This window comes from Rhizobium leguminosarum (assembly GCF_019798305.1).
GTDB lineage: Bacteria > Pseudomonadota > Alphaproteobacteria > Rhizobiales > Rhizobiaceae > Rhizobium > Rhizobium leguminosarum_U.
In genome coordinates this window covers 25,050-47,472 of record NZ_JAAXDD010000003.1, presented here as the reverse complement: position 1 = coordinate 47,472, position 22,423 = coordinate 25,050, and the positions used below count along the sequence as shown (strand labels likewise).

Annotated in this window: 20 protein-coding genes and 1 pseudogene; 13 read left to right on the top strand and 8 right to left on the bottom strand. The window is 62.0% G+C overall.

Features of this window, described 5'->3' with window-relative positions:
- Positions 1–24: 24 nt before the first annotated feature.
- Positions 25–501 (bottom strand): carboxymuconolactone decarboxylase family protein, encoded by a 477-nt coding sequence (locus HFO99_RS06175; RefSeq protein WP_222359976.1) that lies wholly within the window; start codon positions 499–501, stop codon positions 25–27.
- Between the two features lie 195 nt (positions 502–696).
- On the opposite strand from HFO99_RS06175, the gene HFO99_RS06170 reads away from it, so the two are divergent.
- Both HFO99_RS06170 and HFO99_RS06165 read left to right on the top strand, forming a co-directional pair.
- Positions 697–1,524 (top strand): helix-turn-helix transcriptional regulator, encoded by an 828-nt coding sequence (locus HFO99_RS06170; RefSeq protein ID WP_222359975.1) that lies wholly within the window; start codon positions 697–699, stop codon positions 1,522–1,524.
- Between the two features lie 131 nt (positions 1,525–1,655).
- Positions 1,656–2,300: a LysE family translocator gene (locus HFO99_RS06165; RefSeq protein ID WP_222359974.1), complete on the top strand. Its 645-nt coding sequence runs from the start codon at positions 1,656–1,658 to the stop codon at positions 2,298–2,300.
- Between the two features lie 153 nt (positions 2,301–2,453).
- On the opposite strand, the gene HFO99_RS06160 is transcribed toward HFO99_RS06165, so the two are convergent.
- The 3 genes from HFO99_RS06160 to HFO99_RS06150 all read right to left on the bottom strand — a co-directional run bounded on the left by HFO99_RS06160 (position 2,454) and on the right by HFO99_RS06150 (position 5,564).
- On the bottom strand, positions 2,454–3,485 hold the full coding sequence (locus HFO99_RS06160) for an aldo/keto reductase (RefSeq protein WP_222359973.1): 1,032 nt from the start codon (positions 3,483–3,485) through the stop codon (positions 2,454–2,456).
- 232 nt (positions 3,486–3,717) lie between these two features.
- A complete protein-coding gene (locus HFO99_RS06155) occupies positions 3,718–4,989 on the bottom strand; it encodes a flavin monoamine oxidase family protein (RefSeq protein WP_222359972.1) in 1,272 nt (423 codons plus the stop codon).
- Between the two features lie 62 nt (positions 4,990–5,051).
- Positions 5,052–5,564: a MarR family winged helix-turn-helix transcriptional regulator gene (locus tag HFO99_RS06150; RefSeq protein ID WP_222359971.1), complete on the bottom strand. Its 513-nt coding sequence runs from the start codon at positions 5,562–5,564 to the stop codon at positions 5,052–5,054.
- Between HFO99_RS06150 and HFO99_RS06145 the strand changes: the two genes are divergently transcribed.
- The 6 genes and pseudogenes from HFO99_RS06145 (at position 5,565) to HFO99_RS06125 (ending at position 10,404) form a co-directional block, all read left to right on the top strand.
- Positions 5,565–6,455 (top strand): haloalkane dehalogenase, encoded by an 891-nt coding sequence (locus tag HFO99_RS06145; protein ID WP_222359970.1) that lies wholly within the window; start codon positions 5,565–5,567, stop codon positions 6,453–6,455.
- A gap of 96 nt (positions 6,456–6,551) precedes the next feature.
- Positions 6,552–6,814, top strand: a pseudogene (locus tag HFO99_RS33785) (hypothetical protein).
- A gap of 135 nt (positions 6,815–6,949) precedes the next feature.
- On the top strand, positions 6,950–7,624 hold the full coding sequence (locus tag HFO99_RS06140) for a response regulator transcription factor (protein ID WP_011655266.1): 675 nt from the start codon (positions 6,950–6,952) through the stop codon (positions 7,622–7,624).
- Positions 7,621–9,000, top strand: a complete 1,380-nt coding sequence (locus HFO99_RS06135) for a sensor histidine kinase (RefSeq protein ID WP_222359969.1) — start codon at positions 7,621–7,623, stop codon at positions 8,998–9,000. The genes HFO99_RS06140 and HFO99_RS06135 overlap by 4 nt, the downstream gene beginning before the upstream one ends.
- 94 nt (positions 9,001–9,094) lie before the next feature.
- Positions 9,095–10,075 carry a 3'-5' exonuclease gene (locus HFO99_RS06130; RefSeq protein ID WP_222359968.1) on the top strand — a complete coding sequence of 327 codons (981 nt, stop codon included), beginning with the start codon at positions 9,095–9,097 and terminating at the stop codon, positions 10,073–10,075.
- A 182-nt stretch (positions 10,076–10,257) separates the two neighbouring features.
- The gene (locus tag HFO99_RS06125) at positions 10,258–10,404 is read left to right on the top strand and encodes a DUF1127 domain-containing protein (RefSeq protein ID WP_003548073.1); all 147 of its coding nucleotides are present in this window, start codon (positions 10,258–10,260) and stop codon (positions 10,402–10,404) included.
- 151 nt (positions 10,405–10,555) lie between these two features.
- Here the strand turns inward: HFO99_RS06125 and HFO99_RS06120 are convergent, their stop codons facing one another.
- Positions 10,556–10,816, bottom strand: a complete 261-nt coding sequence (locus HFO99_RS06120) for a hypothetical protein (protein ID WP_130687737.1) — start codon at positions 10,814–10,816, stop codon at positions 10,556–10,558.
- Positions 10,817–11,028: 212 nt separating this feature from the next.
- On the opposite strand from HFO99_RS06120, the gene kduI reads away from it, so the two are divergent.
- The 3 genes from kduI to HFO99_RS06105 are packed head-to-tail and all read left to right on the top strand — an operon-like array spanning position 11,029 to position 13,410.
- Complete coding sequence (gene kduI / locus HFO99_RS06115) at positions 11,029–11,865, top strand: 5-dehydro-4-deoxy-D-glucuronate isomerase (protein WP_222250482.1); 837 nt, start codon at positions 11,029–11,031, stop codon at positions 11,863–11,865.
- Positions 11,862–12,626 carry a 2-dehydro-3-deoxy-D-gluconate 5-dehydrogenase KduD gene (gene kduD, locus HFO99_RS06110; protein WP_315860472.1) on the top strand — a complete coding sequence of 255 codons (765 nt, stop codon included), beginning with the start codon at positions 11,862–11,864 and terminating at the stop codon, positions 12,624–12,626. The genes kduI and kduD overlap by 4 nt, the downstream gene beginning before the upstream one ends.
- Before the next feature lie 43 nt (positions 12,627–12,669).
- Positions 12,670–13,410: a FadR/GntR family transcriptional regulator gene (locus tag HFO99_RS06105; RefSeq protein ID WP_222359966.1), complete on the top strand. Its 741-nt coding sequence runs from the start codon at positions 12,670–12,672 to the stop codon at positions 13,408–13,410.
- A gap of 21 nt (positions 13,411–13,431) precedes the next feature.
- Here HFO99_RS06105 and HFO99_RS06100 read toward each other — a convergent pair whose 3' ends face one another.
- Together HFO99_RS06100 and HFO99_RS06095 are read right to left on the bottom strand one after the other, a co-directional pair.
- A complete protein-coding gene (locus HFO99_RS06100; protein ID WP_222359965.1) occupies positions 13,432–16,719 on the bottom strand; it encodes a GH36-type glycosyl hydrolase domain-containing protein in 3,288 nt (1,095 codons plus the stop codon).
- 105 nt (positions 16,720–16,824) lie between these two features.
- A complete protein-coding gene (locus HFO99_RS06095; RefSeq protein WP_222359963.1) occupies positions 16,825–18,366 on the bottom strand; it encodes a DHA2 family efflux MFS transporter permease subunit in 1,542 nt (513 codons plus the stop codon).
- 490 nt (positions 18,367–18,856) lie between these two features.
- Between HFO99_RS06095 and HFO99_RS06090 the strand changes: the two genes are divergently transcribed.
- A complete protein-coding gene (locus HFO99_RS06090; protein ID WP_222359961.1) occupies positions 18,857–20,878 on the top strand; it encodes a beta-N-acetylhexosaminidase in 2,022 nt (673 codons plus the stop codon).
- Between the two features lie 86 nt (positions 20,879–20,964).
- Here the strand turns inward: HFO99_RS06090 and HFO99_RS06085 are convergent, their stop codons facing one another.
- Positions 20,965–21,441 carry a winged helix-turn-helix transcriptional regulator gene (locus tag HFO99_RS06085; protein ID WP_222300789.1) on the bottom strand — a complete coding sequence of 159 codons (477 nt, stop codon included), beginning with the start codon at positions 21,439–21,441 and terminating at the stop codon, positions 20,965–20,967.
- Positions 21,442–21,531: 90 nt separating this feature from the next.
- Between HFO99_RS06085 and HFO99_RS06080 the strand changes: the two genes are divergently transcribed.
- Positions 21,532–22,347: an oxidoreductase gene (locus tag HFO99_RS06080; RefSeq protein WP_222359959.1), complete on the top strand. Its 816-nt coding sequence runs from the start codon at positions 21,532–21,534 to the stop codon at positions 22,345–22,347.
- Positions 22,348–22,423: the final 76 nt, after the last annotated feature.

The following is a 22,423-nucleotide window of genomic DNA, read 5'->3' as shown; positions in this document are numbered from 1 at the left end:
CTTTTTGCGTGGACGGTCGTGGCGTCAGGCGGCCGAAGCCCTGGTGGCCTTGATGGCGGCCGCGTCGACATAGAGACCGAAGCCGACAGCGATACGGTTCCACCCGCTGATGATGTTGATCATCACGGTGAGCTTGACCTGCTCCTCCTCCGTGAACTGGGTCTTGAGGGTTTCGTAAGCGGTCGCGTGCTCCCGTCCTTCGGAAAGGCGTGTCAGGGCCTCGGTCCAGCCGAGCGCAGCCCGTTCGCAATCGGTATAGCAAGGCGCCTCCCGCCAGGCTTGCAGTAGGTAGATGCGTTGCTCGCTTTCGCCATTCTCGCGCGCTTCGGACGCATGGAGATTGATGCAGTTGGCACAGCCATTGATCTGCGAGGCGCGGATTTTGACCAGTTCGGAAAGGATCGGGTCGAAATTGGCAGCGACGTCGAGTTCGATCGATGTCCGCTGCCAAGACTTCATCAGCGAAGGGGCAGCTGCGAAGAGATCTATTTTCGTCGTCATGATTGGCTTCCTTCTGTTGTTGCCGCTATTATGACGGGCCGGGATCTCCCGATGTGACGGCTCACGGAAATTATTGATTTATGCGGCCAGTGGCGCCGCATGCCTCACCGCGCGACCTTTTCCAGCAAACGGTCGATGGCAAGATTGTTATGGAAATCGCTTGAAGGCGGAGACGGTCTGTAGAAAGACTATCGAATGGTGCAGATCAAGCAGGATGCGAGGCGCATTCGAATCTGGCGTAACGACGCCGTAGCCGAAGTGGAATTGCTGCGCGCGTCGGGAACGCAGCATCGCTTTCCGAAACACTTCCACGATACCTACGCCATCCATCTCCACGAACGCGGAACGATGGCGTTCCAATATGGTCAGCCTCAGGTCGCCCTGAAACCAGGCAACATAAACGTCCTTGCACCCGGCGTCGTTCACATGTGCTTGCCGGCCGACGAACAGGCGTTGAACTACCGCTGCCTGTTCGTATCGCCTGCGTTTTTACAATATGCAGTGCTCGATCCTGGGGCGACACACCTTCCGCTGTTCGAGCGATTGCTATGCCTTGGAGATATCAAGCTTTTTCAGAGCCTTGGCAGTGCTCATCGATACCTCGAAACTGACGATGACGCGTTTGAAGCCGAGACGCTGCTGACAGCTGGTCTTGCAGCGCTGGCCGCTTATTCCGGGGAGCGGCACACAAGGATCGAAGCAGGGAGAGAACCGCGGCACGTCACGACCGTTCGTGAATTTCTCGACGCCAAATACGACAGGCGCATTGCCCTTGCCGACCTTGCCCGGTTGGTCGGGCTGAACCCAATATACCTCGTGCGGTCCTTCCGCTCGTTTGTCGGGCTGCCGCCGCATGCCTATCAGAGGCAATTGCGACTGAGCCGGGCGCGGCAGTTGCTTCGGTCGGGCACGTCACCGGCCGAGGTGGCCGAGATGGTGGGCTTCGCGGACCAGAGCCATCTCTCCCGGCTGTTCAAGCAGACCACGGGCGTGACGCCCGCCGACTATGCGAAAGGTTTATAGCGTTCAAGACAGCGGCGCTTCCACCTGTGCATGCTGTCCACTCTTGCGCAGCGTTTTCGCGGGGGTAGCCACGGGCTGGTTCCAGCGACGTTCCTGCGAGGCGATGGGAAAACAGGAGCAGGGCGATTATCATGCCAACCTTCGGCAATATCTGGTTGTTTATCGGCGCTTCCTTGGCCCTGCTCCTGATTCCAGGGCCGGCGGTTCTCTATATCTTTGCCCGCTCGGTTGAGCAGGGCCGCCTCGCCGGCTTTGTATCGATTCTCGGCATTCACGCTGCGACACTGGTGCATGTCATCGTCGCGGCGTTGGGCCTGTCAGCGGTCCTGGCTTCGTCGGCTTTAGCGTTCAGCACCGTCAAATACGCGGGCGCGGCATATCTGATGTGGCTTGGGTTCAAGAAGATCTTTGCTCCAAGCCAACTTCCCGACACCGAGACCGGCTCGAAGTCGTTCGGGCATGCGCGCCTTCTCCGCGACGGCTTCGTCGTCAATCTCTTCAATCCCAAGACCGCGCTGTTCTTTCTTGCCTTCCTGCCCCAGTTCGTCGCGGTAGATCGGGGTCACGCAGCGATGCAGATCGCCTTCCTGGGTCTGATCTACACCTGCCTCGGCATCATAACCGACGGCAGCTACGCGTTCGCCGCCGGTATCGCGGGCAACTGGTTGAGGCGCAATCGCCGCTATCTCACGGCCGAACGCTATGTCAGCGGGGTCCTGTTGATCGGCCTTGGGCTGACGGCTGCCTTTGCGGGGAACCGAAGCGGCCGCCGCTAGAGCATGATGCCGAAAAGTGTGAGCGGTTTTCGGACGACATCATGCTCTAACTCTTTAATTTAGAACAGAATTTTCCCGGCGCCGGTCGATGGTCCTGGCACCCTGTCCGCCTCGGCGAGAAGCGGACAGGTTGTTCAGTTGCGGCCGAAAGGCTCAGCGGCCGCCCTCGATCTTGCGGTGGCGCTGGTTGATGCCGCCCTTGCCGTAGGGATAGTCGAACGGCTGGGGCGCACTCACCTCGTTGAGCCTCGCCATGTCGTCGTCGGAGAGTTTGAGTTTCATGGCGCCCAAATTGTCGGCGAGCTGTTCCGGCGTGCGGGCGCCGAGGATGACGGATGTGATCGCCGGCTGCGCCGCGGTCCAGCCGAGCGCCACCTGCGCCATGCTGACACCGTGCGCCTTGGCGATCTCCTCGACGACAGCGATGATCGCCCAGGTTCTCTCCATGGCATTGCGCGGCGCATAGGATTCGCCGCCGCGATTGGGGTTTTCGCCGAGGCGGGTGGCGCCCGTCGGCATCTCGTCGCGCCTGTACTTGCCGGTCAGCCAGCCGCCGCCGAGCGGCGACCACGGCAACAGACCCATGCCGGCATCCTGGCAGGCCGCGACGATCTCGAGTTCGATGTCGCGCACCAGCAGGTTATATTGCGGCTGCAGCGTCACCGGACGGGTATAACCGCGCGCCTTGGCGATCTCCGAGGCCTTGGCAATGTGCCAGCCGACATAATTGGAGAAGCCGTAATAGCCGATCTTGCCGGATGAAACCGCATCGTCGAGGAAGCGCAGCGTTTCCTCGATCGGGGTCAGCGCGTCCCAGGCATGCATCTGGTAGAGATCGATCTGCTCGAGGCCGAGACGGCGGAGCGAATCATCGAGCGCCTGGCTAAGATGCCGGCGCGACAGGCCGATATCGTTGGGGCCGTTGCCCATGGGAAAACGCCCCTTGGTGGCGACGATTGCCTGGCGGGCCTCGGTCGGGCGCGCCTTCAGCCAGCGTCCGATGATCTCTTCCGACTTGCCGGCGCTGTAGACATCGGCGGTATCGATGAAATTGCCGCCCCAGGCGAAATAGTCGTCGAGCAGCTTTTGCGAGGCGGCCTCATCGGCCTCCGCGCCGAAGGTCATGGTGCCGAGGCAATAGGCGGTGACGACGGTCCCGCTGGGACCGAGCTTGCGATAATCCATTTCTTCCTCCTCATGCGGATACCCGCAGCCGACACGCAAACGGTCGGGGTAGAAGCCGGGGCTCCTGCAATCAATGACAATGACAATATTGTGCTTGAGGCGGCCGCTTGCCGCCGGATGACGTATAGCGCCCTGGGCTGGGAGCACAGGGGCGAGGGGGAGCATAACCAATCCCGCCCGCGCGACCAAGTGAGAAAAAAATATTCCTGTCTGCCATCGCGGCCGGCAGGGGTTACGGATTTTGCGAAAACGACCCCGAGATCAGATCGGCTGCGGCGACACCGGTCTCGTAGGCGCCGTGCGCCGTCGAATAACGAGACGTCGAACAGGCTTCGCCGGCAAAGAAGATCCGCCCGTCATGCGGCGCGGCGAGACGGCCGCGTTGATCGGAGGCGCCAGGTTCGGCGTAGGAATAGGAGCCGCCGACATGGGGCGTTGCGGCCCAGGCCGACATTGCGGCCACCGACAGCTCCTTGCGGATATCCGCGCCGAAATGTGCCGCCAGTTCGTCTTGGGCGAAGGAGAAGGCAGCTTCTCTGCCTTGCCCCTCCAGATCATGCGCGAGGTCGCCGGCAAAATAGGCTTCGACGACGGGTGCGCCGAACGGCCGGAGCTGATAGGTGCCGGTCGCTCCACGAAGGGTAGAGCCCAACATATGCGTGTCCGCCGGCAGCGCCTCCTGATTTGCGAGCTTCAAGAAGAGCTTGTCGGCGAGCCCCAGGGGTAAACGGGCTGCTGCCTCGATCTTGTCAGGCAAAGGCGGGTCGAAGGCGACCTTGCCGGCGGCAAGCACATTCGTCGAAACCGTCACCAGCACCGCGCGGGCGCTGAGCACGCCCTGCTTCGTCTCGATGCCGATATGGCCGGCATGACGATGGTCGATGCGCGTGACCTCGGTGCCGAGCCTTGCCCGAACCGGCTTGCCGTAAAGCGAGACCAGCGTTCCATAGCCCTCGCGCACCCGCCAGTCAGGGCCAGGGCCGGGATCGTATCTGTTGTAATCGACGACCGACGACCGCTCCAGTTCGGCGCCGGTGATATAGGTGCCGACCGCCCGGATCTGGCCGTTCCAGGGATTGCCCGGCTCGAGCATATCGGCCATGGCTGCGTCATTCCCCGCGTGGCTCTCGAGGCGCTCGAAGTAGGCGCCGATCGCCTGCCTTGCGGCACGCGCCTCCGCGCCATCCCGCGGAAGCTGCCGTCCGCCATCATTCCAGGGTGCCGGCGTGCGGTCGACCGTCAGTCCGACCTCGCCGGCGATCGCAGTCCAGGCATTGGTCCGCGCGCCATGCAGCCAGCCGCAGCCGAGATCGAGCCCGATATCGGCTGCTTCAGGCAGACTGGCCGTCCAGGCGCGACCGCCGAGACGATCGCCAGCTTCAAGCAGGAGGATGGACAGATCCGGGCGGATTGCCAGCAGGCGACGGGCGGCGGCAATGCCGGCGGCACCGGCGCCGATGATAACGACATCCTCGTCGGCACCTTTGCTGTTGTCACCAGGCATACATTCTCCTTCGGTCGCGCGACGGTTAAGTGGAAAGGGTCGCTCTCATGCCAACCCGCTTGCTATTGCAGCTGTTCCAGCAGCCGCCGGAGTGCCGTGCGCAGATCGTCCATCTGCTGCTGGCTGGTCAGGGCGGCCCAGCCTTCATCGACGCGCCGGCCCGCCGCCATCGCTATCGGCCTGACCCCCTGGCCTTTTTCCGTCAGAAACACCAGCCGGCCGCGCCGGTCGTTCGGATCGGGCCGGCGCTCGACATAACCCAAGCGCTCGAGTTCTTCGACGGCCTGCGTCATGGTCTGCTTGCGAACACGGGCGAGCTTGGTCAGCTCGCTGACCTGGATGCCCTCCGGCCGCGCGAAGGTAAAGACATTGGCGTGCGGCGGGCGGATATCGCCGTAGCCGGCCTCATCGAGTGCCGCTTCGACGGCCTGTGTCCAATGCTGATGGACCAGACGCAACAACAGGCCAAGGGAAGAAGACGACATGAAACCCCGCGCAGCGATATAGACAGTTACCTGTCTATATGATAAATGGACAGTCGCCTGCCTATATAGCACGAAAGCGTGGAGCTCCATATGCGGACCATCGATATCCTCAACTCGTTCATCTCCTACGAGGAGCTGGGGGAGGGCGACCCGATCGTCTTCCTTCACGGCAATCCCACCTCATCGCATCTCTGGCGGAACATCATGCCCGGTATCGGGCCTGGCCGCTACCTAGCGCCCGATCTCATCGGCATGGGACGCTCCGGCAAACCCGATATCGGCTATCGCTATGGCGATCACATCGCCTATCTCGACGCCTGGTTCGATGCGCTTGACCTCGACGACGTCGTGCTCGTCGGCCACGACTGGGGCGGCGCGCTGGCATTCGACTGGGCTTCACGCCACGTCGAGCGGGTGCGCGGCATCGCCTTCATGGAAACCATCCTGCGGCCGATGGGCTGGTATGATCTGCCGGGCGGCGGAAAGGCGCGTTATGAACTGTTGCGGGGTGCGGGAACCGGCGAGACCAAGGTCCTCGACGAAAATTTCTTCATCGAACAGGCCTTGCGCGCGACCACGCTGAAAGGGCTGAGCGATGCCGATTGGGATGTCTACCGAGCACCCTATCCGGACCGTAACAGCCGGCGCCCGCTGCTGGAATGGCCGCGCGCCATGCCGATCAACGGCGAGCCGGCCGACGTGGTCGCCAAGATCGAGGCCTATGACCGCTGGCTTTCCGCCAGTTCTCAGACTCCCAAGCTGTTGCTGACCTTCGACGGTCCCTCCGAAACGCTGTTGATCGGCAGCGAGATGATATCGTGGTGCCGCGACAATATCGCCGGCCTGGAGATCAGGGGGTGCGGGCCGGCGCGCCACATTGCCCCCGAGGACCAGCCCGAGGCGATTGCCGCCGAAATCAAAAGCTGGATCGACAGGAGACGGCTGAGAGCAGCCCACCGGAAAGTCGCGTCTCAGGCATGAAGATCTGCATCGGCGTCACCGTGACTGCGACATGACAGACTGTTGCAATGTTGAGCCGGTTCATGGGTGGAATCAATCAGCCACTGTGAAGGTCCAATGCCACGTTTCGATCGACGACGCTTTCTTCTTGCTTGGCTTCGTGCGCCGCTGTGCATCGCTTCGATCACGCCATCAGGCCCGCGCCTTGCGGGCCTGACCTACGGCCCAAAATGCTCGGTGCCCATCGAAATCCTCGACTCCCTGGTCTTGTCTCAAAGAGCATCGGCTGGACCTTGCGCAATATCCCGCCGGCCGCAGTCTACCGCATCAGCCGCAGGTACCAACCGATGGCTTTGATCGAGCAGCGCCGTGCATCATGATGGATAGGATCCTTTGCTACGAGGCGGCGATCTTCCATTCGATGCTCTGAAGGCACCGCAGCCTTGCTTGATGGTGATATGGTTTCCACCTGTGGACCGGCAGTCCCCGATGGGCACCCCCGATAGGAATGTGAGATGCGCATACTACTGATCGAGGATGAACCTCAAATGGCCGTGGCGCTCCGAGGCGCCCTGACCAGGCACGACATGGTGATGGATCACGTTTCGACGCTGTGCGACGCCGAGCTGGTGATCGGCGACGGCGCCTACGACGCCGTGCTTCTGGATCGGCAACTGCCCGACGGCGATGGTCTCGAACTCATTCCGAAGATCCGCAAGAAGGGGCTGACGCTGCCGATCATCGTCATTACCGCCAAGGGAGAGGTTCCAGACAGGATCACCGGCCTTGAGACCGGGGCCGACGATTACCTTGCCAAGCCCTTCGTCTTCGACGAACTTCTGGCGCGGCTGCGTGCCGTGATGCGCCGCTCCGAAACCTTGCGCCCGGCGCTGATCTCGATCGGGCGGCTTTCGTTCGATCCGACCTATTGCGACATCATCGTCTCCGGCCTGCGTTTGGAAATGCCGCGCCGGGAGGCGTTGGTGCTCGAATGCCTCATGCGCCGTGCCGGTCGTATGGTGCCGCGACCGGCCTTGATGGAAGCGGTCTTCGGCTTCGACGACGAGATCCAGTCGAACGCGCTCGATTCCCACATATCGCGGTTGCGGCGCAAGCTGGCGGCATCGCAAGCAGGTGTGGTCATCAACGTTATCCGGGGCGTGGGTTATCTCCTGCGTGAAGCATCATGAGCAAACGATGCTCCTATTCGCTGCGCAAGCGCCTGTTCTGGCGGCTTCTTGCCGTGCAATCGGTCGTGCTTCTCCTGGTGATGATCGTGCTGATTTCGGTTGGCAAGATATCCGAATTCAGGTCGACGGAGGGCACGATCGAGATCCTGCGCCAGGCCGTCTTCCGCCAGCCCAGCGGAGAATTGAGCCTGAGGGAGACCGAGGATCTGCGACAGCTGCAGAAGGAGGCGCCCGATCTCTGGTACACCATACGCGACATGCAGGGACATGTTTTGACTGAGGGCCGGATTCCGGAAGAATATGCCGCGATCGGCAACACGCTCGATCATGTCGGCCAGGCCAAGTTCGGCTCGAACCTCGGCGACCACGACCGTCCGGCTGCCCGAATGAAGTGGATTGCCACGGATGGGGGACAGGTGCAGTTTCTGACGGGCACCGACGGCCCCAACTCGTCCACCTTCATCCTGCTCAAGCTTTCGCTGGTCCTTGCGAAAATTGTTATTCCGATCGTCGCAGTGATGGCGTTGGGTGCGTTGATCGCGACGCCGCTGGTCGTGCGAAGGTCGCTGGTCGGGATCGACCAGGCCGCGCTCCAGGCGGATACGATCGATATCGACCAGCGTGGCGGGCGGCTGTCGGAAAACGATACTCCCGAAGAGATCGCGCCGCTGGTGCATGCCGTCAACCGCGCGCTCGGCCGTCTCGACGAGGGTTATGAGCGGCAGGAACGGTTTCTGACCGATGCCGCCCATGAACTGCGCACACCGATCGCCATTTTGAATACGAGAATTGGATCCCTGCCGCACAGTTCGATCAAGACCGACCTGTTGGAAGATGCCGCAAGGCTTGCGGTTCTCACCGAGCAGATGCTCGATCTTCAGCGACTGAAACAGGGCAAGGTCCAGTTCATCAAGATCGATCTCGGCCAACTGGCGAGGAAGGTTATCATCGAGATGGCGCCACTGGCCTTTGCCGCCGGTTACACGGTGCAGTTCGATGTCGACGGCGCCGGCGAGATCGAGGGCGATCCCCTGGCGCTGCAGCGCGCCCTGATGAACATCCTGCAGAACGCGATCAACCACGGCGGCAGGAAAGGCATCATCTCGCTGACATCAGGCTGCAACTGGATCGAAGTCAGCGACGAGGGACCGGGCATCCCCGCCGATATGGAGGATCGGATATTCGAGCCGTTCTTCAAGCGCCATCACGACGGACGCGGTGCCGGCCTCGGCCTCAACCTTGTTCGCGACATCCTGCGCATGCACGGCGGCGAGGTGACGATCGACAACCGCAGTCCCGGCGCGGTCTGCCGGCTGAGCTTCCCGCCAGACAAAAGGGTACGCGTTGATACTCCACCGCATCTGGCGACTGCATAATTCAAGGTGCTACAGCGTTCGTTGCGCCTCGCGAAAAGACGCGCGGCGTTGTCATGCGATGGATTAAATCGCGTCTCCGTGACATATAGATTCGATGAGCGTGCACAGAGATTCGCAACTCGACATGTTTGCCAAGGCATCGGCCGCGATTGCCAAGGCGCGCGGTCCATCGCACCGGCGGCCGTCGCAGCCGCTCGTCCGTTCCGATGAGGACATGGCGCGGGCGCTCGAAGAGAGCGGCAACTATCGCATCTTGAGAAAACTGGCCGCCCGGCCGATTGCGTCAGTCAGGCGGCCCGGGTTCTCGCGGCTCGGCGTCATCCTCGATACGGAGACCACCGGTCTCAACCACCGCAACGACCAGATCATCGAAATCGGCGCTGTCGCCTTTACCTTCGACGATGACGGCACGATCGGCGATATCGTCGGCATTTACGGCGGCCTGCAACAGCCGTCCCGGCCGATCCCGCCCGAGATCACCCGGCTGACCGGTATCACCGATGCGATGGTCGAAGGACAGCTCATCGATATCCAATCGCTGAGAACTCTGATCGAGCCGGCGGACCTGATCATTGCCCACAATGCCGGTTTCGACCGGCCGTTCTGCGAGGCCTTCTCGAAGATTTTCACCGGCAAGGCCTGGGCATGCTCGGTTTCGGAGATCGATTGGAGCGCCCGCGGCTTCGAGGGCACGAAGCTCGGTTATCTCGTCGGCCAGGCCGGTTATTTTCACGAAGGCCATCGCGCCGTGGACGACTGCCACGCACTGCTGGAAATCCTCGATCGGGAGCAGCGCGACGGTGAAAGTCCGTTCACCGAGCTTTACCGCGCCAGCCAGCGCTCGCGCATCCGTATCTTTGCCGAACACAGCCCGTTCGAGATGAAGGATCATCTGAAGGCGAGGGGTTATCGCTGGTCGGACGGAAGCGACGGCCGCCTGAAGTCCTGGTGGATCGAAGTCGGCGAAGAGGATCTCGGCGACGAGCTTTCTTATCTGCGCTCGGATATTTACCGCTGGGCCGAGGCGGAGCCGCCGATCGTGCGGCTGACGGCCTTCGATCGTTTCAAACTCTGACCGCGAAGCGGTTCGGATCCTGATCGCTGCAAGATATGGCAACCCATGCAAGCGCCGCATAGGTGCACTGATGCATTGGCGCTGCAATAATCAGCGGTCTCGTATTATATACAACTCATCGAAGCGAACGAAGCGCCAAGGACTGGCAGCTAAGCTTCGAAAGCCCACGAAAGGGGATCATCATGAACGTAGCACGCTCTTTCAATAACTGGCGCAAGTATCGTCAGACGGTCGCTGAACTGGGTCGTATGTCCGCCCGCGAACTGGACGACCTCGGCATCGGCCGCAGCGAAATCCGCAACGTCGCCCGCGCAGCCATCGCCCGCTAACGGCAGCTTAGACCAAGCATCTTCAAAGACTATGCCAGCGCCTGCTTCCTCCCGAGCGGGCGCTTTGCTTTTGTGCTTCCGGCAGATGGACCATGTGATCGAGCCTCCCGCTTTTCGCATAACGCATAGCTGCCCTGCAAAGAAGTGCCTATCAACTGAGCAAAAAATAAGTATGATTATTTCTATCGAAGCGATGCACCTCCTCCCGCATCCCTTCGATGTACAGGCGCCCCATCCTCCTCCCAGGGTCGTCTGTGGAATGACAGCACTCCTCCTCCCAGCTGTCGTTCGGTTTTTTACGAAAGCCTGCCGCACCTCCTCCCGCGGCAGGCTTTTTCGTTTTGGCCCAAGAAAATTCCGGACCGCGCCGAAGCGACCACTTGCGATCATCGCTTGATGATGGCGTCATCATCTCCGGAAATTCTCCTGTCTATTCCCAGATTTTCTTTCGTGCTCTTGCGGGCCTTGCGTCTCCTCAAGCGCGCACCGACAAACCTGTTGACACCAAACTTGTCGTACAACTATGTAACCGGATGGATACCGCCGCGGCGGAACAGGCCGGATAAGATCGGCTTCCGCAATAGCGACGACCCCTGGTGACAATAAAGCGGAAGGAAAATTGACATGCAGATCGACGTGAGGCACGCCTCCCATCCCGAGGCCGTGCGTGATTTCGACACGGAGACGCTGCGGCGTCACTTTCTGGTGGAAACCGTCTTCGCGAGCGGCGAGATCCGGCTGACATATTCGCATTACGACCGGATGGTCATCGGCGGCGCGACGCCGCTCGGCCCCGGGCTGACGCTGACGGCGCCGACGGCGATCGGACAGGAAACCTTCCTTGCCGAGCGTGAACTCGGCGCCCTGAACATCGGCGGCGCCGGCCGCATCATCGTCGACGGCGCGAATTACGATCTTGCCAAATATGATTGCCTCTATGTCGGCAAGGGCGCCAAGGACATCAGGTTCGAGAGCGCGGATGCTGCCAATCCGGCAAAATTCTATCTGGTCTCGACGCCGGCGCATCAAGCGCACCCGACCGTGTTGCTCACCCGCGAAAAGGCCCGTCACCTGACGCCGGGCGAAGCCGCAACAGCCAACAAGCGGTCGATCTACCAGTTCATCCATCCTGAGGTCTGCCAGTCCTGCCAACTCACGCTGGGCTTCACCATGATCGAACCGGGCAGCGTCTGGAACACCATGCCTGCCCATACGCATGACCGGCGCATGGAAGCCTATCTCTATTTCGATCTCGAAGCGGAGCAGCGTGTGTTCCACTTCATGGGCGAGCCGCAGCAGACCCGGCACATGCTTGTCGCCAACGAACAGGCGGTCATCTCGCCGCCCTGGTCGATCCATTCGGGCGCCGGCACCAAGAACTACAGCTTCATCTGGGCGATGGCCGGCGACAATAAGAGCTTTACCGACATGGACCATATCGCCATTGCGGATCTGAGGTGAGCGTCGTGGCAAATCCTTTCGACCTTTCAGGCAGGACTGCCGTCGTCACCGGCGCCAATACCGGTATCGGCCAGGCCATCGCGGCGGCACTGGCGCAGGCCGGTGCGTCGATCGTCGCCGTCGGACGCTCCTCGATGGACGAAACCGAGGCGCTGGTGAAGGAAGCGGGCAGTCGCTTCCATGTCGTCAAGGCCGATCTCGCCAGCATCGAACCGGTCAAGGGGATCGTCGCTGAGACCATCCAGACCTTCGGCGGCCTCGATATCCTCGTCAACAATGCCGGCATCATCCGCCGCGCCGATGCGCTCGACTTCACCGAGGAAGACTGGGACGCGGTGATAGACGTCAACTTGAAGACCGCGTTCTTCCTGTCGCAGGCGGCCGGCCGCCATATGGTCGACAAGGGCAGGGGCAAGATCATCAACATCGCCTCGCTGCTATCCTTCCAGGGCGGCATCCGGATCCCGTCTTATACCGCCTCGAAAAGCGGACTTGCTGGGTTGACCAAGCTGCTTGCCTGCGAATGGGCCGGCAAGGGCGTCAACGTCAACGCCATCGCCCCCGGTTATTTCGTCACCAACAACACGACGGCGCTGCGCGAGGATGCCGACCGCAATGCCGCCATCCTCGCCCGCATTCCGGCCGGTCGCTGGGGAACGCCGTCCGAACTCGGCGGTGCGGCCGTGTTCCTGGCGTCGTCGGCATCCGATTACGTGCACGGAACGGTGCTGCCCGTCGACGGCGGCTGGCTGGCGCGGTAAATCGCTCTTGGCGCAGCCGCCTCGACACCAGGACCGAAACAGGATGGCACACAAAGACAACGCAGTCTTCAATACCATTCAGCAAGCGCCGAACCTGCGCAGCAACCTTGCCGATATGTTGACCGCGCAAATCGAGTCCGGCGACCTGAAACCTGGCCAGCGCCTGCCGACCGAACAGGCGATCATGACGGCGGCCGGCGTCAGCCGGACGATCGTTCGCGAAGCGCTCGCTGCGCTGCGCGCGAAGGGGTTGATCACCACGCGGCAAGGCCTTGGGGCTTTCGTCTCGAACGATCCGACGCCCAGATCCTTCTCTATCATTCCAAACGACCTGCAGTCGATTGACGAGGTTCTGCGCGTGCTGGAGCTGCGCATGGGGATCGAATACGAAGCTGCCGGTCTTGCGGCGCTGCGGCGCACACAGGAGGATATCGACCGCATGCAGGACCGGCTCGATGCCCTCGACAAGGCGCTCGAAGAAGGCGGGTACGGCGCGCAGGAGGATTACGCCTTCCACCGGTCCATTCTGGTCGCGACGCAAAACTCCTATTACGGCCGCCTCTTCGACACGTTCGGCAACATCATGGTGCCGCGGCAATGGGCGCGCTTGGACAAGATGACATCAGCCGAACGCAAGCGTCACGCGGCGCGCATGCGCAGGGAACACCACGCCATCTTCGCGGCGATCCGCGACCGGGACGAGGCTGCCGCGCGCCGCGCCATCCGAAGCCACCTATCGAAGAGTGCCGCGCGCTTCGAAGAGCTGCGCGACGCTACTGCATAGACAACGCATCGTCCTGAACTGTTACACCTTGGGTTTCGGCTTCATCAGCCGCCGCCAGGCGGCGTGGTCCGTTTGCAGATCGGCGGAGGCATGGATTGCGGGCAGAAGCGGTTTGCGTTTGCGCCGGCCGAAGCGCCGTTTGAAGCCCAGGATATTTTCGACGAAGCTCCTGGTGTAGAGCCCCGGGCCGCTTGAATAGATGCGCCATCCGCCGTCGACGGCGATCTCTCCCGCCTTGACGCGTTCCCATTCGGCCGTTGCCTGATAACGGTCATGGAAAGCCGCGTCGCTGCTGCTGAAATAGGTGTTGCGCTGGCGCAGCGATGCATGCGGCAGCGCCGTGGTGACAGAAATCGGATTGACGACGGCGATCGCCTTCCAGAGTTCGTCCACTTCCGCCTCCAGCGCCAGCGTCTCGCAATAGCGCAGATGCGCATGCACATACATCAGCCCGATCTCGCGGCCGAAGAAGGAGGAGGATTCGGCCCGCCGAAACAGCGTCTCGGGCCCGCCGGCATAGGTCGCGGGCTTCTCCATCAGCCGCACGCCGTCGGGGAAGAGCAGATGCTCTTCAATCAGATTCATATGATCGCGTCTCTGAACCGGCGTGAAGAGGCCGCCAAGCATCGCCTGCGTCATCGAGATCAGCGAGAAATGCAGGCCGGTGCGCCGGTCGCTCGGGTGCAGCAGCAATTCGACGCCGTCATGGGCGGGATCGAAGATACCGTAGCCGGCAACGACGCCGTCGCGCACGAGATGGCGGTTGAAGTCCCGGCGCATCGCCGTTGCGATCTTCCGCAAGCCCCTGGCCTTGTCGCTATGGCCGAGGCGGCGCAGGATCGCCGAATAACGGACGATCTGCTCGTAGAGCAGGGCAACGGTCCAACTGCTGACCATCCAGTCGCGCAGATGCGGATCGGCCGGCTGCAGGGAATCGTTCCAGTCTCCCTCGCCATACCGGATCAGATGCGTACCCGGGATGAAAGCTTCGCGAACGGTCTCGAGCAGCTTCTCGACATGGATCGCGATGGTGTCGAGCTCCGGCGCCCTGGTCATCGTCTTTTCGTCGCGCCAGGAGACTTTCTCGTCGAGGATGGCGAGATCGCCGCTCGCTTCGATATAGTCGCACAGCGCCTTCAGCGGCCAGACGACGATGTCGCCGTGACTATCGCCCGCCCGGATGTTGGCATAGGGCTCGAGCATAAACCATTGCGGCCAATCGCCTTTTTCCAGGTATTGTTCGCTGAAGACGGTCTTCAACACCTCCTTGGCTTCGCGATCATGCTCGTAGGCGAGCAGGAATTCGATCGGCCCCTGGCATGCGTCGCGTGTGCCCCAGGCCGCACCTGTATATTGCTCGAGGCCGTGCGGTACGCTCAGATGCACGATCGCGTCATGCGCGAGCCAGGGCAGCAGGGTCGTCTGCGCCGCGAGGTCGGGCGAGGTGCTGGCGATCGTCAGGCCGCGCACGGTGTTCCGCCAGAATTTTGATGCCGAGGCAACCATGGCTTCATCGGTGACGCCGGCCTCATAACGCTGCGCCAGGCGCTCGGCTTCCGCCGCATCGGTCATCGAGCCGACGACAGCGAAAGAGAGCGCCTGCGTCGGCCGGGATCTAAGCGCGACGAAGGCGCCGTTGCGCGCAATCCCATCACTGTAGAGCAGTTCGTCGCCGCCGATCTCATCGATGGCATCGGGCGTCGAACTCACCAGCCAATAGCCGGCATCAGGATAACGCTCGCCCCAGAGCCAGGCCGGGTCCGGCCGAAAAAGCATGCGTTTGCCTGACCTATCGAATTCGATCTGCCCACCCGCGTCATATTCGCGCTCGCCGAGGACGATGTGACCGAACACCAGGAAGCGGCAGGGCTCGCCCTCGACGGAGACGGTCCACTGCATCGCCGCATCCTCGCCGGAGGCGACCGCCGACACGATGATCGTGCGTTCGGGGAGGCGATAGATCCAGCGGCAATCGCTGAGCCCCATTTCGAAAGCCGACGGCACCGCCAGAAGCTGCCAGCCGGCGCCGACATCCGCCATGATGCGCAGCCCGCTTGCGCGCGTCAGATTGTAGGGGTCACGGGAGACGGAAAAGAGCTTGTGAAAGGAGGTGTTGCCGATCGTCAGCTGTGCCGCGAAAATGCCCTGCATCCAGCAGGTCGCGGCAAGCGTCGCATCGTCGAGCAGCATGTTCTCACCGCTTCTGACGATCGCACCGTGACGGCGCGCCACAAGGAGTTCCTTGTCGCGCAGGACCACATGGCGGTTCAAAACGCCGTCCGGCACAAAAAACGAAAGAAGCTTTCCGTCGACGCGCTCTTCCAGGCTTCGATCCGGATAGAGCTTGCCGATCGCCTTTTTATCCAGCGCCTCGGCCTTCAGCAGGGCGGCATCCTGGAGCAGGCTGCGGACCGGAGCAACCTCCTCGATATCGGCGGCCGCACTATCTGTCGCGGCGATCTCATCGAGCAGTGAAAGGTCGGCATCGCTCGACGCTTCGGGATGATCGGCGGCGAACACGGCAAAGAAAGTCGCGGTCGCCCCGCTTGCCGGCACGGAGAGCGGTCTCGACTGGATGGCGGGACATGCCGTCTCCTGCTGACGCCGTTTGCTCGGCAGGCTGGTGCCGAAGGGGCCGACCAGCAGGTCCTCGAGGCGGTCGCTCGCCTGCACCAGCTGGATCGCATCCGTGGCATAGGCAGCCGCCCCGTCGACACAACCCTGCACGAGCCAGGGGTTGCGGGCGCCCGACTGCTTCAGATTTTGCCGGTTCATCACGACAGGACCGAATCTCCCGTGATCGGCGATATGATGGTCGACATATTGCGAGGCATAGGCTTCGCTGTTCATCAGGAAGCCGCGATCGCCGAGACCGACGTCCTGGACCAGCACCAGATCGACCGGCAGCGTTCCATCCTTTAGATGCCGGATTGAGGCACGCCAGAACCAGGCCGTTTCGGAGGGATGAAGCTCGAGGCGGACGGTGTAGCCGATATCGCCTCTCTTGCCGCTCCAGGAGAAGCTCGTCGCATCGTGCCCGAAGCTGCCATCGGCGCGGGGCCCGACGATTTCGACGACATCAGGCGCAGCACCGCCGATGCGCAGATAAAGGCGGCTGATGCCGCCGGCGAGCGGCGAGCCCTGGATCTGTTTGATCTGCACTGATCCCTTGTCGTCGGCATATTCGATGGCAAATAGCGTGCCGTTCGGCAAGGCCGCTATCGACAGGCCGGACCCATTGCTGATCGTGAAGAGGCCAAGCTCTTCGCGTCGTGGCATTTGAAAACTGCGCTTGAGGACCGGGGCCATTAAGATCTCGTCGATTGGCTTCAGAGGGGAACTGGAGGATGACGCAAAATGATTGAGAGAAATCTTACCGGCGATCGGAAGATCGGCAACTTGTCACCATGGTTTTCACGTTGACGCCGGCCGCCTGGCGAAGGGCACTGAGAGCAGGGCGCAGCCGGTCAGGGCGGCGACGATCATCCAGGCTTCGTTGATCGCCTGGACGCTGGCCGCGGTCTGGACCAGCGGATCGAGCATCGCCGTGGCATCCGCATCGAAGCCGCCACTATGCCCCGATATAGTCTGAAGAGGGGCGCCGACGAATGTCGCAGCCTCGATGTCGCCGGCTTGAAGACGCGTCCAGAGGGCTTGTCCAAGCGGTTCCGAGCGCGTGTAGATGATGGTGTCGATGAGGGCAATGCCGATGGCCCCGCCGAGATTGCGCATCAGGTTGAAAAGCCCGCTCGCATCGGGAATGCGATCTGGCGGAAGTGTGCCGAGCGCCAGCCGCGTCGGCGGCAACAGGCAGAACATGATGGCGACGCCGCGCACGACCTGCGGCCAGAACATCGCGTCATAATCCGTACGAGGATCCTGAAAGGCGCTCATTCCGACACCGATCGCAAAGAGCGCGAAACCGACGGCCGACAGCAGGCGAGCATCCATGCGCTTTTCCAGCGCGACCGCGATCGGCGCGGTGACCAGCTGCGCGATGCCGGTGACCAGCATCGTCATGCCAATTTCGAGCGCGTCGTGTCCCCTGATGAACGCGAGAAAGACCGGCATGAGATAGACCGATCCGAAGAGGCCGATGCCAAGGACGAAGCTCAGAACCGAGCCGACGAGAAAGTTCCGGTCGCCGAAATTGCCGAGATCGACGACGGGCCGGCGGCGGCGAAGCGTTCGCCAGACGAAGACGCCTCCCGATGCAAGGCAAACCGTTAGCAGGCTGAGCACATAGGCCGAGATCCAGCCGCTCGTCGGGGCCTCTTTCAGGCTGAGTTCCAGGCTCGTCAGCGCAGTTGCCATCAGCAGAAGCGACAGCCCGTCAAGATGCTTGAGTTCGGACGGATCGGGCGCCTGCCGCGGCAGGAACCGCGCAGCGATGATTGCCGAGACGATGCCGGGGATGACGTTGATCAGAAACAGCCAGTGCCAGGAATAGGTCTGCGTCAGCCACCCGCCGACGATCGGTCCGACGGTCGGGGCTAGCACCGCGAGGACGCCGGCGATCGTCGTCGCAAGCGCCTGCCGCTCGTTCGGGAAGAGAATGAACACGGCTGAAAACACCGATGGGATCAAGGTCCCGCCGGAAAAACCCTGCAGCACCCGCCAAGCCACCAGCTCGCCGAAGCCACCGCTCGCCGCACAGCCGGCCGAGGCTGCGACGAACAAGCTGATGGCGGTAACGAACAGCCATCGCATCGTCAGAAGTCGCATCAAGAGGCCGGTGAGCGGGATCGCCACCACTTCGGCGATGAGATAGGCCGTCTGTATCCAGCTCATCTGATCCGGATCGATATCGAGCGCCGACTGGATGGTCGGCAGCGATGTCGCCACCACCTGGACGTCGAGGATCGCCATGAACATGCCGACGCACATCGCCATGAAGCCGAGCCAGACGATGGCGGGCACTTCATCAGGACGGGCAGATTCAAGTCGTTCCGACATGTGATGATCCCGCGCGCTGCGTTCTCCGCCTCGGCTGCGAAGACTAAAGTCGATCGTGGTTGCGATCGAGACGACGGGCAGCATGGCCCGGAAATTAACCGCGATTTCGCCGATTGCGACACCATAGTTCGGATGAGGATGGAAGCGATAGGGACCGCCGGCACAAATTTTCAGGAGTGAATCGAACGCGATCGAGCCTGATCGGGAAGGCCAGGCTCGATCGTGATCAAAGGACTTGGTCCGGAAGAGCGTGCCCAGCTAAATGTCTGCCAAGAGCCGATCCGAAGGACGCTACAGAAATTTCCAGTTGCCAATTGACGTATCGACGGGAAACTGACTATCAATCTTAAATCAATTTGATTGACTTCAAAACAATGGGATCGCGGGCGGCCTTTTACCAACGGCCGCTTGCGCCATGCTTACCCAAAATTGCGCTCCCGGTATTACGCCGGGATATTCGTGATCCGATCTCCAAGAGGAAAGAGTGACCATGTCCACACCGCGACCAAAAGCCCTGCGGCTCGAAACCCTTTGGAATCCGCCTGCGGATGGCAAGGAATTTTCCTATGTCCTGCGCCTGAAGAACCTCGGCACCGAATCGCTTTCGAATTTCTCGCTGTGCGTCAGTGGCCCGGGTCGCGTCGATCCCGCCGGGCGCGTCGACGGCGCCACAGTTTCGCAGCGGCTGTCGAATTTCACCGAATTCCAGCCGCCGGCCAATTTCGTTCTCGGCGCCGGCGAGACGTGGACGATCTCGGTCTACGCGCTCAGCTGGCAGTTCCGTCACTGGACGGACGGCGCGACGAGCGGCTATCTCGCGCTTTCCGATGGCAGCACGATCGTGCTCACCATAGAGCCGACGCGGTCTTCGGTCAGCAACGCGCCATTGAAGCGTGGCGCCGAGATCTATCCGGTGCCCGTCAATGCGCCTGTTCAAGTGTCGATCGTCCCATGGCCGAACCATGTGTCCGTCACTTCCCGACGTCCGCTGCCGGCCGGTTTTGCGCCGCAAGCGCAGAGCGCTGAAGGGGAGGCGGCATCAAGAAGTTTCGCAACGTTGGTCGAGCATCTCTTCGCCGTCGAAGGCATCGTCCGGACCGAGGCGGAAGGCGCGGTTCCAGTCACCCTGAAGGATGCCGCCGGGCTCGGGCCGGAGGCCTATCGGCTAAGTTTCGAGGGTGAGACGATCACGATCACGGCCAGCAGCCAGACCGGCTTCCTCTATGGCCTCGTCACACTCGGCCAGATCTGGCGCGGTGCAAGGCTGCATCCCGAGGTCTTCCAGTTTCCGGCTTCCGGCGAGATCGTCGATGAGCCGTCGATGGGCTGGCGCGGCCTGCATCTCGACGTCGCCCGCCAGTTCTATAGCGCAGCCGAGGTCAAGAAGCTGCTGGCGGTGCTTGCCTGGAACAAGCTCAACCGCTTCCACTGGCACCTTTCCGACGACGAAGCCTGGCGCGTCGAGATCGACGCCTATCCTGATTTGACCGCGGTCGGTGCCTGGCGCGGCCACGGTCTGGCCGTTCCGCCGTTGCTCGGTTCGAGCCCGGCTCGCACCGGTGGTTACTACACCAAGGCTGCGATCCGCGAGATCGTCGCGCATGCCAAGAGCGTCGGCGTGGAGATCGTGCCGGAGATCGATATGCCAGGCCATTGCTACGCCATGCTGCAGGCGATACCGGAGCTGCGCGATCCAGCCGAAGTCGGCAGCTACTATTCGGTTCAGGGCTTCCCCGATAATTGCATCAATCCGGCCCGCGAGAAGACCTATGAAATCGTCGAGACGATCCTCTTAGAACTCATCGAGCTCTTTCCGTTCAAGACCATCCATCTCGGCGCCGACGAGGTTCCGCTCGGCGCATGGTCCGGTTCGCCGGAAGCGCTCGAGCGCCTGCGTAGGGTGGCGGGGACCGAGGTTGCCGATGCGCATGCCAAGCGGCTGAACGTCGTCACCAATACCCATGGCGCCGACGACATCCACGGCTCGGGCGCCGCCATCTTGCAGGCGGAGTTCCTGAGCCGCGTCCAGCGCTTTCTTGCCAGCAAGGGCTGCGTCACCGGCGGCTGGGAAGAGGCAGCCCATGGCGATGTCATCGACAAATCGAAGAGCTATCTCTGCAGCTGGCGCAATGTCGAGGTCTCGGCCGAACTTGCCGAGCGCGGCTACGAAATGGTCGTCTGCCCCGGACAGGTCTATTACCTCGACATGGCGCTGCGGCCCGACTGGGACGAGCCCGGCGCCAGCTGGGCGGGGACTTCGGATGCCGAGAAGCTCTACAATTTCGATCCCATCGGCGGCTGGACGGCAGCTCAGAAACAGAAACTCCTCGGCATCCAGGCCTGCATCTGGTCCGAGCCGATGACGGACCGCGCGGTTTTCGACCGCCTCGTCTTTCCGCGCCTTTCCGCACTTGCCGAAACGGGCTGGACGAAGCCGTCGTCCAAGTCGTGGGAGCGCTTCAGGGCGCTCGCAGGACTGATGCCGCTGCTCTACGGGCTGCAGCAGTCGTAGCGCTCGGTTGGGGCCGCGGGTTTTGATTTGAGGATCACCCTCGCCATCGCCGGAGGCGGTGATCGCGGGGGATACTGACATGGCTTTCAAAGGGCGTTGTCAGGTGCCGCTTCATCTGCCGCGGGCAGCTCGCATTCGGGTGCGGCGATACGAATAGGACGGGTTCCAATCTCCGCGCCTGTCGCGCGGTCGATTGTGAGGGGATCGATCTCCGTTCCGGTCTCAGCGTCAAAAAAACGGGTGACTGCACCGCCGCTGCGATGCTTGCGGCCCCAGGCGCCGATCGCAAACAGCACCGGCAGAAAGTCGCGGCCGGCTTCCGTCAGCACATATTCGTCGCGCGGCGGACGCTCGGAATAGCGACGCTTTTCCAGCAATCCTTCCTCGGTCAGCGATGACAGCCGCCCCGTCAGCATTGTCGGGACGATGCCGAGGCTTTTGCGAAATTCATCGAAGCGGGTCAGCCCCGCATGGGCGTCGCGCATGATCAGCATGCTCCACGCATCGCCGACGAGCGCCAGGCTACGGGCGATCAGGCAGGGCTGTTCGGAAAGATTCTTCATATCGATATCTTTTTAGTAGTGACTTGCTATCTTTTTGATAGTAACAGAATGCGCATGGATGTTCCACGACAAAAACGAAGGCAGACGTCAATGAGCAAGAAAGAACGCGGCATTGCCCTGGTCACAGGGGCTTCTTCCGGCATCGGGCTGGTAACGGCGAAGGCCTTGCTACGCGACGGTTACCGGGTGTTCGGCACCAGCCGAAAGCCGATGGCCGACACCGCCGACGGCATCACCATGCTGGTCTGCGACGTCATCGACGATCAGTCGGTGCAGGGCGTCGTCGACGAGGTCCTGAAACGCACGGGGCGGATCGATCTTCTCGTCAACAATGCCGGGATCGGCCTGCTCGGCGGCGCCGAGGAATCGACCACGGCACAGGCCAAAGCCATATTCGACGTCAACGTCTTCGGCACGATGCGTATGACCAATGCCGTGCTGCCGGTGATGCGGCGGCAGCGCAGCGGCCGGATCATCAACCTGAGCTCGATCCTCGGGCTGATCCCGGCGCCCTTCAACGCGCTTTACGCGGCGACCAAGCACGCGATCGAAGGCTATTCGGAATCCCTCGATCATGAGGTACGCACGCAGGGCATCCGTGTCGTGCTCGTGGAACCGGGCATCACCCGCACCTCCTTCGAGGAGAACATCACGCGGCCGGACCGGCCGCTTGCCGTCTATGATGCGGTGCGCGCCGACGCGGAGAAGCTGATGCGGGAGATCATCTCGACGGGCGATGCGCCCGAGGTGGTCGCCGCAACCGTCATCCGGGCTGCCAATGCGGCCTCGCCCAAGAGACGTTACACAGCCGGGAAAGCAGCCGGACAGGTGCGTTTCATCCGCCGCTTCCTGCCCGAGTCCTTCGTCGACAAGAGCCTCCGGAAATTCAACAAACTTCCCGGTTGAGCCAGCGCCGGCGTTGTCGGCCAAGAGATCAAGGCTGCCGTCCCGCCCAGCGAACAAACACGTGCCGAGCGAAGGC

Coding starts and splice junctions, on each gene's coding strand:
- HFO99_RS06175 (WP_222359976.1), bottom strand. CDS start 501: ATGACGACGAAAATAGATCTCTTCGCAGCTGCCCCTTCGCTGATGAAG.
- HFO99_RS06170 (WP_222359975.1), top strand. CDS start 697: ATGGTGCAGATCAAGCAGGATGCGAGGCGCATTCGAATCTGGCGTAAC.
- HFO99_RS06165 (WP_222359974.1), top strand. CDS start 1,656: ATGCCAACCTTCGGCAATATCTGGTTGTTTATCGGCGCTTCCTTGGCC.
- HFO99_RS06160 (WP_222359973.1), bottom strand. CDS start 3,485: ATGGATTATCGCAAGCTCGGTCCCAGCGGGACCGTCGTCACCGCCTAT.
- HFO99_RS06155 (WP_222359972.1), bottom strand. CDS start 4,989: ATGCCTGGTGACAACAGCAAAGGTGCCGACGAGGATGTCGTTATCATC.
- HFO99_RS06150 (WP_222359971.1), bottom strand. CDS start 5,564: ATGGAGCTCCACGCTTTCGTGCTATATAGGCAGGCGACTGTCCATTTA.
- HFO99_RS06145 (WP_222359970.1), top strand. CDS start 5,565: ATGCGGACCATCGATATCCTCAACTCGTTCATCTCCTACGAGGAGCTG.
- HFO99_RS06140 (WP_011655266.1), top strand. CDS start 6,950: ATGCGCATACTACTGATCGAGGATGAACCTCAAATGGCCGTGGCGCTC.
- HFO99_RS06135 (WP_222359969.1), top strand. CDS start 7,621: ATGAGCAAACGATGCTCCTATTCGCTGCGCAAGCGCCTGTTCTGGCGG.
- HFO99_RS06130 (WP_222359968.1), top strand. CDS start 9,095: ATGAGCGTGCACAGAGATTCGCAACTCGACATGTTTGCCAAGGCATCG.
- HFO99_RS06125 (WP_003548073.1), top strand. CDS start 10,258: ATGAACGTAGCACGCTCTTTCAATAACTGGCGCAAGTATCGTCAGACG.
- HFO99_RS06120 (WP_130687737.1), bottom strand. CDS start 10,816: ATGATGACGCCATCATCAAGCGATGATCGCAAGTGGTCGCTTCGGCGC.
- kduI (WP_222250482.1), top strand. CDS start 11,029: ATGCAGATCGACGTGAGGCACGCCTCCCATCCCGAGGCCGTGCGTGAT.
- HFO99_RS06105 (WP_222359966.1), top strand. CDS start 12,670: ATGGCACACAAAGACAACGCAGTCTTCAATACCATTCAGCAAGCGCCG.
- HFO99_RS06100 (WP_222359965.1), bottom strand. CDS start 16,719: ATGGCCCCGGTCCTCAAGCGCAGTTTTCAAATGCCACGACGCGAAGAG.
- HFO99_RS06095 (WP_222359963.1), bottom strand. CDS start 18,366: ATGTCGGAACGACTTGAATCTGCCCGTCCTGATGAAGTGCCCGCCATC.
- HFO99_RS06090 (WP_222359961.1), top strand. CDS start 18,857: ATGTCCACACCGCGACCAAAAGCCCTGCGGCTCGAAACCCTTTGGAAT.
- HFO99_RS06085 (WP_222300789.1), bottom strand. CDS start 21,441: ATGAAGAATCTTTCCGAACAGCCCTGCCTGATCGCCCGTAGCCTGGCG.
- HFO99_RS06080 (WP_222359959.1), top strand. CDS start 21,532: ATGAGCAAGAAAGAACGCGGCATTGCCCTGGTCACAGGGGCTTCTTCC.